This window comes from Shinella granuli (assembly GCF_004341885.1).
GTDB lineage: Bacteria > Pseudomonadota > Alphaproteobacteria > Rhizobiales > Rhizobiaceae > Shinella > Shinella granuli.
The window spans coordinates 19,500-27,768 of sequence record NZ_SLVX01000036.1 but is presented as its reverse complement, the minus strand read 5'-3'; the positions used below and the strand labels follow the sequence as shown (position 1 = coordinate 27,768).

The window sequence follows — 8,269 nt, the reverse complement described above, 5'->3', positions numbered from 1 at the left end:
GCCGAAAAAGCAACGACATCCACGGTTAAACCAACCTGAATTCCGGATACGTTCTTAAAAGTCGGACAGATTCTCCACTTTCGTGTCGTGACGCCAGGTCGGCGGCCCCCCGAAAATCAGGGGCTTTTGCGTCGCATGTCTTTGTCGCAAGTAGTAAGAGACTTGCGACATAATTTGCGACAGGAATCCGCCCCCATGATGATCGGCTATGCTCGCGTCTCCACCCAGGGCCAGGACCTCGACCAGCAGCGCGCCGCCCTTGGCGCGACCGGGTGCGTCCGTATCTTTGAGGAAAAGGTTTCCGGGGCGAAGCGCAACCGGCCCGAGCTGGCCCGGATGCTCGACTATTTGCAGCCCGGCAATGTGGTTACGATCACCAGGCTAGACCGCCTCGCCCGATCGACGGCCGACCTTCTGGCGATAGCGGAGCGGATCAAGGAGGCTGGCGCTGGCCTGCGCTCCCTGGCCGAGCCGTGGGCCGACACGACGACGCCGGCCGGTCGCATGGTGTTGACCGTGTTCGCCGGCATGGCCGAGTTCGAGCGGTCCTTGATCGTGGAACGCACGAGCGCCGGCAGGATCGCGGCGAAGGCCCGAGGTGTGCGGTTTGGCCCCTCCCCTGCCCTGTCGGCCGAGCAGATCGCGCATGCGCGTCAGCTCATCGACCGGGAGGAAAAGTCAGTGCCTGAGGTCGCCCGGCTTCTGGGCGTGCATCGCTCTACCCTCTACCGGGCGCTTGGTGCGTCGGTTTCAAATCGACCCTGAAGGCCCCGCCGACTTACCCGCCAGAGTGTCCGATATGCGCGATATTTCCGCACCTTAGACATAAGGGGTTGCAGAATCGCGGGAATCGGCTGCTTACTTGTAAGCATGAAGCAGAACACGGAAAAGATTCGGAAGGACGTTGCCGCCCATCGGGCGCGGCAAGCGGCGGCCGGTCGCGTGGCGCTGAATACCTACGTTCCGGGTGATCTTGTCGAGGCAATCGACCGGATCAAGGAGCGCCGAGGCGTGCCGGGTCGTGCGCCAATCATCGAAGAAGCATTGAGGTTGCTGATCGAGAAAGAAACGACGAGGGCATGAAATGAAAAACCCCTAGCCGTTCGCAGCAGCAAGGGGTTTTCGGATTTCGGAACCGGCTTTGTTGGGCCAGCCTGAGCAGCCCCCAACATAGTCGAGAGTGAGCCACCCGGCAAGAGTGAGTGTTGCCGGGAACGGTGAAACTTTGTCCGCCGTCTACACCCGGCATGCCCTCCCGAACGGAGGACGAAGGATAGATGTTGAGGACGCAAATCGCGGCCGCGATCGGCTGCGCGCGCGGGCACGCGCTTGATGAAATCATGCGGGAAGTCTGGACCCGGCACGGAACCGGCCAGCTCTCCGACGACGAGGCCGGGGAGCTTTCCACCCTCGCCCATGATCGCAGGGCGGCCCTACGGGAATCGGGACAGGGCACGTTCAGTCTGGTCATGCCCCCTCCCCCCGAACGTTGCCCGACGCCGGTTCGCCGGCACAGCCATTTCAAGGGGCGCTCCGAGGGCCGGATATGGCGGCCGACCAACCGCCAGGAGACGCAGAAAATCCTTATAGCCGCCAAACGCTACGAGCTGGCCGAGCGCCAGAAGGGCGCGCGCAGCGGGCCGCTCGGATCGGTCGCGATCGAGGTGCTTGAGTTGTTCGTCAATCTGGTGGACTTCCGCACCGGCCGACTTGAACCGTCCCTGGATACGATCATGGGCAAGGTGCGCCGGTCGCGTGACGCCGTGGTGCGGGCGTTGAAGGCGTTGCGCGCGCATGGCTTCCTCGATTGGCTGCGGCGCTACGAGCCGACCGGCAACGAGAGTGGCCCTCAGGTGCAGCAGGCCAGCAACGCCTATCGCCTATCCCTGCCGGAAAAGGCCCTGCGGTTCCTTGGGCGGTTCGGCAAGGCCCCTCCCCCGCCCGACGATCATGTGCAGGTCGAGGCCGAGCGCAAAGCCGTCATCGAGGCGCACAGGGCCAGCCTCGATATTGGCGAGCTGGCGCTGTTCGACGTAGGAGACAATCCACTTGGGCAGGCGCTCGCCCGCCTTGGGAAGTCGTTGCAAGAGCGTGAGTCCGCCAAGCAGACAGAATCCCAATCTGATCTTTATCTAAGAGAGCAAACATAAGCGGACGCCGCTGTTCGGGCCGCTTACGCGACCCTGCGGCGGTTCCGATCCGCTTATAGGGCGGATCGGGAAGCGGAAACCTCACTGTAAAACCGCAACGCTTGCGCCTGCGGCAAGCGCCGCATGGGCTTTCGAGAGAAAGCAAGCGGAAATGACAGTGATAAATCTCTAGCCGCTAGAAAACTGATAGCTCTTTATAAGTAGCTTGAAAGCCGAATGTTAACAGCATATAAAAAGAAAGCTGCTAACATTCTCCTTGTTATCAAATTTTCGGAGGGCGCATGGCGGTCATATCGTTTGTTTCGAGCAAGGGCGGGGTCGGCAAGACGACCTCCGCCGTTGTGCTGGCCGGCGAACTTGCCGCTGCAGGCCGCAAGGTCGCGTTGATCGACGCGGACCCCAATAGGCCGCTTGAAGCTTGGTCGCGGTTGCGGGAGTTGCCCGGTGCGCTCCGGATCATAGTTGATGACTCGGCCGAAACCATCATCGACACGATCGAGGACGCGCGAGCGGAAGCGGATTTCGTCATTGTCGATCTTGAGGGCACCGCGACCGATCGGATCGGCTTTGCGGTCGCGCGCTCGGATTTGGTCCTGATTCCTCTGCAAAGCTCCGTCCTCGACGCGGCCGAGGCGGCAAAATCGGTCAAGCTGGTGCGCCAAATGTGGCGTGTGGCGAACCGCGAAATCCCATATCGCGTGTTCTTTACGCGCGTCCCTCCGGCCATCCGCGAGCGCACGGCGCGCGATATTGACCGGCAGTTCGCCGGCGCGTCGATCCCGGTCCTTTCGGCCACGCTGATAGATCGCGCAGCCTTCCGCACGCTGTTTTCCTTGGGCGGAACGCTTCACGAGCTGGAAACGTCCGATGTTTCGGGCCTCGACAGCGCCAAGGAAAACGCCCGCGAATACGCGCAAGCCGTCATCAATGCCGTTAGGGGAGGGGTCGCATGACTGGCGAGGAAAAGAAACGGGCCACGCTGGACTTTGGCGATGAACTAGAGACGCCAGCAGCGGCCCCGCCACTCGATCCGAACGCGATCAAGGCGGCCACGAGGGCGGCCGGGTTCCGAGAGACCCCGAAGGCACCGGATTTCGAGCTGACAGCCCCGACCAGGCCCACACGTCGCGCGCGGCGCAAGACAGGCCGCACGGAGCAGTTTGCGACCCGGCTGCGCGCCGATACCCTTGAAGCGATCTATGCCTATGCCGATCGTCACGAGATCACGCTTGCCGAGACGATCGAGCGAGCTATGGCGGCGCTCAACGATACGGACTAAATCTCTTGAAGTGTAACGCTAGGTGTCATATATTGGCGGGTGAGGAAATCGCGTGAGGGTCTTTAAAAGCAGCCGGTTTCACAAGTTTGCGCGGAAGGAGAAAATCTCCGACGCGATGCTTTGTGAGGCCGTAGAGCGCGCCGAACGCGGCCTGATAGACGCTGATCTAGGGGCCGGCCTTATCAAGCAGCGCGTTGCGCGGCCCGGAGCTGGTAGGTCTGGCGGGTTCCGAACGCTGATTTTCTTCCGGACGCAGACTAGAGCAGTTTTCGCGTTTGGGTTCGCCAAGAGTGACATGGCGAATCTCGATGATGCGGAAGAAGTTATCTTCAAGAAGGCCGCAAAGCTGGTCCTGGGATTTACAGATGTGCAAATGGACGCGGAAGTCGCTGCGGGGCGAATGCTAGAGGTGAATTGCGATGACCAAGGTTTACAAGAGTGAGGCTCTAGCAGCCGTCCATGAAATGATGGAAGGCTTCTACGAGTCCGGCGCTATCGATAAGCAGACGATGCGGGAATTTGATGAGGGTTGCCTTACGGCGGTTGAGCCGCTGACCCCTGAAGAAATTCGCTCGATTCGCGAACGCGAGCACATTTCGCAGCCGGTTTTTGCCCGCTATCTCAATGTGAGCAAGGGGCTGGTGTCGGATTGGGAGCGCGGGGTGAAGAAGCCCGGAGGACCGGCGCTGCGGTTGCTGACCGTTGTTCAGAAAAGAGGGCTTCAAGCAATCGCCTGAAGGACCGTCGAGGTTGGCGGCAAGAAATAGATAGCTGCTTACTAGCAGATATAGCGATCCGGAGGCGATCTAGATTCTCATGGCCCGTTCCAGGCGGAAAAATCCCGGAGGCGGTATCACTACGGCGACGAGTGATAAGCCCTATAAGCAGCGGGAGCACCGTCGCGAGCGCGCGGCCTTGCGGAGCGTGGACCTGACCAATGACGAACCGCCAGCAAGCCGGCGGTTCGGGAGTCCGTGGCTTAGCGAAAAGGATGGCAAGCAATGGTTCGATCCGAAGCGCCACCCCAAGGACGTTGGCGTAATCGCGTTTCTATGGCGGTGAGCATCCAGCCGGCCGCTTCAATGTCATCGGCGGCTCGATAAGTCTCGTAGTGCTCGAAACATGCTGTAACCCGGGGCCTGGCATCGCCATTGTCCAATGGCGATCGACGCGACCAGCGTTTGAGCTTCCTGATAAGCTAGGGCGATGCGATGCCGTTCCCTTTCGTCGCTCTTTAGGATCAGACCGATGGTGAAAGCCAACGTATCATAATGTCCGTGGTTTCATCGATCATCGCCATGCGCTCCCCTATAGCTCCCGCCAGAACGGGGCATCGTCCTTGATACGTGGCCCCCAGGTGGCGGCGACGGCCTTGGCGGCATCCGGATCGTCGGGCCGGATCGAGCGGAGCAGCGTCACCAACTCGCGGCGCTTGGTGCGGAGAATCCTAGCCTGGGCCGGATCGTCATCCTTGATCGTGCGCAGCAGTGCCGAGACCCATGCCGCGTGCCTGGCTCAGAATTTCGATGGCGGTTTCGGCCGCAACGATGTTGTCATAGGTCCAGCTCCCTGGCTTGCCTTCCGGTTGGAGGTGTTCGGCGCTGATGGTGGCGACGATCGAGAGCAGGATTTTCACGCGATCGACCAGCCAGGCCAATTCCTCGCCGGTAATTGACGTATTCGGGGGAATATCGAGCGCCGATATAGGCCCGATCGACCGTGGCGAAGCAGCGCCGGGCGAAACTGGTGTCGCGCGGCCATGCTTCGATAAGCCTGGGATCAGTGCGCTCCGCATGGGAGCGCAGGAAGGTCAGCCGGTGCGATTTCGGGCTGTAGAGCGTCACCACGAGCAGGACGCAATGATAAAGGGGTCGGTTCCGGCTGGGGGCGGAATGACACTCTAAGCAGTTGCTTCCTTGGGCCAGAGATATTCGCCGGTCAGTAATATGTGTGCCCAACCCAGCGGAGAGATATGCGCCAGAAGTTCGGGCGGCACATCAAGTCCTTCATTCCGGCGCTCTGCGACCGCGTGGCCGAGATGGAGGGTGTTCCAGTAGATGATGATTGCGGTGAGCAGGTTCAGCCCGGCGATGCGGTAATGCTGGCCCTCGGTGGTGCGGTCACGGATTTCACCCTGGCGACCGATACGCAGCGCATTCTTGAGAGCGTGGTGGGCCTCGCCCTTGTTGAGGCCGATCTGAGCACGCCGCTGCATGTCCGTGTCGAGGATCCAATCAATAATAAAGAGTGTCCGCTCCACCCGGCCAACCTCACGCAGCGCAACCGCCAGATTGTTCTGGCGAGGATAGGAGGCAAGCTTGCGGAGCAACTGGCTCGGCTTGATCTTGCCAGCAGCCATGGTCGCGGCGCATCGAAACAGGTCGGGCCAGTTCGCGATGATCAATTCCTCGCGGATCTTGCCGCCGACCAGTTTGCGCAGATCCTTAGGTGTCCCTGCTGGATTGAACACGTAAAGGCGCTTCGAGGGTAAATCGCGGATGCGCAGGACAAGGCGGTATCCGAGCATGCCACTGGTCCCGAACAGGTGATCGGTAAACCCTGCCGTATCCGCATATTGCTCTCCAACCTGCCGACCTGTCTCATTCATCAGCAGGCCATCCAGGATGTATGGGGCCTCGCTGACTGTCGCAGGAATAGTTTGTGATGCGAACGGCGCGAACTGGTCGTTGACGTGAGTGTAAGCCTTGAGGCCGGGTTCATTTCCATATTTGGCGTTGACCATGTTCATGGCCTCGCCCTGCCGGGCTGAAGGGAAGAACTGGCCATCGCTCGATGCGGTCGTCCCCATGCCCCAGAACCGGGACATCGGCAGCTTTGCCTGCGCAGCCACCACGATCGCCAGCGCCTGGTCCATTGCCTCGCTTTCGACATGCCAGCGGGCCAGCCGCGATAACTGCCAGTAGTCATGGGTGTTCGTGGCCTCCGCCATCTTGCGCAGTCCCAGATTCAGCCCCTCTGCGAGCAGCACGTTGAGCAGGCCGATCTGGTCACCGCATGCGACCCCGGTTCTCAGATGAGTGAAGGCTTCGGTGAATCCGAGCGCTGCATCGACCTCCAGCAAGATGTCGGTGATCCGAACTGGTGGCATCCGGCGATAGAGATCAAGTATCAGTTCCTCGGCACTGTCCGGAACATCAGCCGTCAGCCGGTCGATCCGCAACGTGCCATCCTCGATGCTGCCGCGAGGGATGGTCCCGTCGCGCGCGGCCCGTGCCAGCCGCTTCAGACCATCGGCGAGCCGAGCCTTGCGATCTGTCAGCCAAAGCTGCGGATCGAGGGGAACGGCGAGTCTGGTGTTGGTCTTTGCTGTAGTCAATGGCACCAGGACCTGCTTGAGATCGCCATATCGGCGCGAATGATCGAGCCAGATGTCACCGGATCGGAAAGCATCCCGGAGATGGAACAGGACTGCCACCTCACGGAGGCGATTGTCGCCCTGGTCTTGTGCTCTCAAATGGCGGTGCCATTTCGAATTCGGTCGCAAGAAGCTGTCTGTCGCCGATGGTGACGCTTGCATTTCGCCGATGGCTTTTGCCGCCGCGATCAAGGGCTGGGCTATCGATGCTGCCTTGAGCTTCAGGCACCGCAACATGCGCGGCGCGTAGCGCCGGAAGCGGTGGTATCCTTGTCCGACATGAGCCAATGGGTCGTCCGCCAGCGTATTGCTGAGCTGGGCGCCGGTCGCGACCAGTAGTTCGAGCCGGCCCCATTCCGGCGATTTGGCGACCGCCATTTCCAGCGGCAAACCATCGTTTTGGGCTTCGAGGAGTGCGGCTCCCAGAGCGGTGAAGGCGCGTAGCGTATCGGTGACCGCTGCCTTGGAGTCGGTTATACGCTCGTCATGCAGCCGTTTGGCCTCGCGCCAGGTCTTTCCCACGATCCGGTCATGGGTTTCGACCACGGTATCGGCGATCATCGCCTCCCATTCCACGGCGCAGACGGCAAGGATCGCCCAACGCCGGTCCGAGCTGTTGTCTCGCAAGCCGTCGGTAAAGTATCGCTCGCCCTGCCTACGCAGGCGAGCGATACGATGCGGCGGGATACTGGCGAGAAGCTGAGGATCGAGGGCAAGACCACGCAGGAACTCCAGCCTGTCGAGCAACCGGTTCGCTGCTGCGGAGTTGTTTCCGACCTCGAACTGGCGAAGCCAGATGAAACGGCTGACATTTGCATCGAGCAATTCGGTCAGCAGTCCATCAAGCCGTTCGCGTGCGTCATCATCGAGCCTTTCCGCAATTCGCGTTTCGATCCGCCGTTCCGCAGCGACCAGCGCGTCCGCACATAGTCGCTCGATTGTCGATACTGCTGGCAGGATCGTCTGAGTTTCACGACAACGTGCGACCAGGCGCTGGGCAAGATCCTCGTTCGAGCGGGCATCTTCCGCCTGATCGGAAAGCCAGTCCCGCAGATCACGAGCACCACGACCAGAGAAGGTCTTGTAACCGTAGATCTCACGCAACGCTTCCATATGCTCCTGGCGGGTCTGGCGCCGGGCGGCATAGGTGAGAAGCGCATCGGCCGGGACGCCGAGCTGAGCCCCGATGAACGACAGGACCTCATGCGGGATCACCTCGCCCGGAGCGAGCGCGCGCCCTGGATATCTCAACGCGCAAAGCTGCAGGGCGAACCCCAGCCTGTTCTCCGGCCTGCGGCGTTCCTGGATATGTCCAAGATCGTCGTCCCCCAGTGTGTAATGCCGAAGCAATGACAATTCATCAATAGGCAGATCAAGCAGTGCCGAGCGCTGTCGCTCGGTGAGAATATGTCGTCTCGGCATCCTGATTGTCCCTATTGAAGTATAGTCTGTTTTGGACAACAA

General features: G+C 60.8%; 9 protein-coding genes. 7 read left to right on the top strand and 2 right to left on the bottom strand.

Features of this window, described 5'->3' with window-relative positions; translation table 11 throughout:
- Positions 1-195: 195 nt before the first annotated feature.
- The 7 genes from EV665_RS29350 (at position 196) to EV665_RS29320 (ending at position 4,166) form a co-directional block, all read left to right on the top strand.
- Positions 196-765: a recombinase family protein gene (locus tag EV665_RS29350; protein ID WP_133036856.1), complete on the top strand. Its 570-nt coding sequence runs from the start codon at positions 196-198 to the stop codon at positions 763-765.
- 105 nt (positions 766-870) lie between these two features.
- Positions 871-1,083: a ribbon-helix-helix protein, CopG family gene (locus EV665_RS29345; protein WP_133036855.1), complete on the top strand. Its 213-nt coding sequence runs from the start codon at positions 871-873 to the stop codon at positions 1,081-1,083.
- Between the two features lie 194 nt (positions 1,084-1,277).
- On the top strand, positions 1,278-2,150 hold the full coding sequence (locus tag EV665_RS29340) for a helix-turn-helix domain-containing protein (RefSeq protein ID WP_133036854.1): 873 nt from the start codon (positions 1,278-1,280) through the stop codon (positions 2,148-2,150).
- Positions 2,151-2,431: 281 nt separating this feature from the next.
- The gene (locus tag EV665_RS29335) at positions 2,432-3,103 is read left to right on the top strand and encodes a ParA family protein (protein ID WP_133036853.1); all 672 of its coding nucleotides are present in this window, start codon (positions 2,432-2,434) and stop codon (positions 3,101-3,103) included.
- Positions 3,100-3,429 (top strand): stability/partitioning determinant, encoded by a 330-nt coding sequence (locus tag EV665_RS29330; protein ID WP_133036852.1) that lies wholly within the window; start codon positions 3,100-3,102, stop codon positions 3,427-3,429. The genes EV665_RS29335 and EV665_RS29330 overlap by 4 nt, the downstream gene beginning before the upstream one ends.
- Positions 3,430-3,481: 52 nt before the next feature.
- Positions 3,482-3,871: a type II toxin-antitoxin system RelE/ParE family toxin gene (locus EV665_RS29325; protein ID WP_133036851.1), complete on the top strand. Its 390-nt coding sequence runs from the start codon at positions 3,482-3,484 to the stop codon at positions 3,869-3,871.
- Positions 3,849-4,166 (top strand): helix-turn-helix domain-containing protein, encoded by a 318-nt coding sequence (locus tag EV665_RS29320; RefSeq protein ID WP_133036850.1) that lies wholly within the window; start codon positions 3,849-3,851, stop codon positions 4,164-4,166. The genes EV665_RS29325 and EV665_RS29320 overlap by 23 nt, the downstream gene beginning before the upstream one ends.
- 728 nt (positions 4,167-4,894) lie before the next feature.
- Here EV665_RS29320 and EV665_RS33215 read toward each other — a convergent pair.
- Together EV665_RS33215 and EV665_RS29305 are read right to left on the bottom strand one after the other, a co-directional pair.
- Positions 4,895-5,224, bottom strand: a complete 330-nt coding sequence (locus EV665_RS33215) for a hypothetical protein (RefSeq protein WP_342636244.1) — start codon at positions 5,222-5,224, stop codon at positions 4,895-4,897.
- A gap of 105 nt (positions 5,225-5,329) precedes the next feature.
- Positions 5,330-8,227, bottom strand: coding sequence for a Tn3 family transposase (locus EV665_RS29305; RefSeq protein ID WP_133036849.1), 2,898 nt, complete (start codon positions 8,225-8,227; stop codon positions 5,330-5,332).
- Between the last annotated feature and the right edge of the window lie 42 nt (positions 8,228-8,269).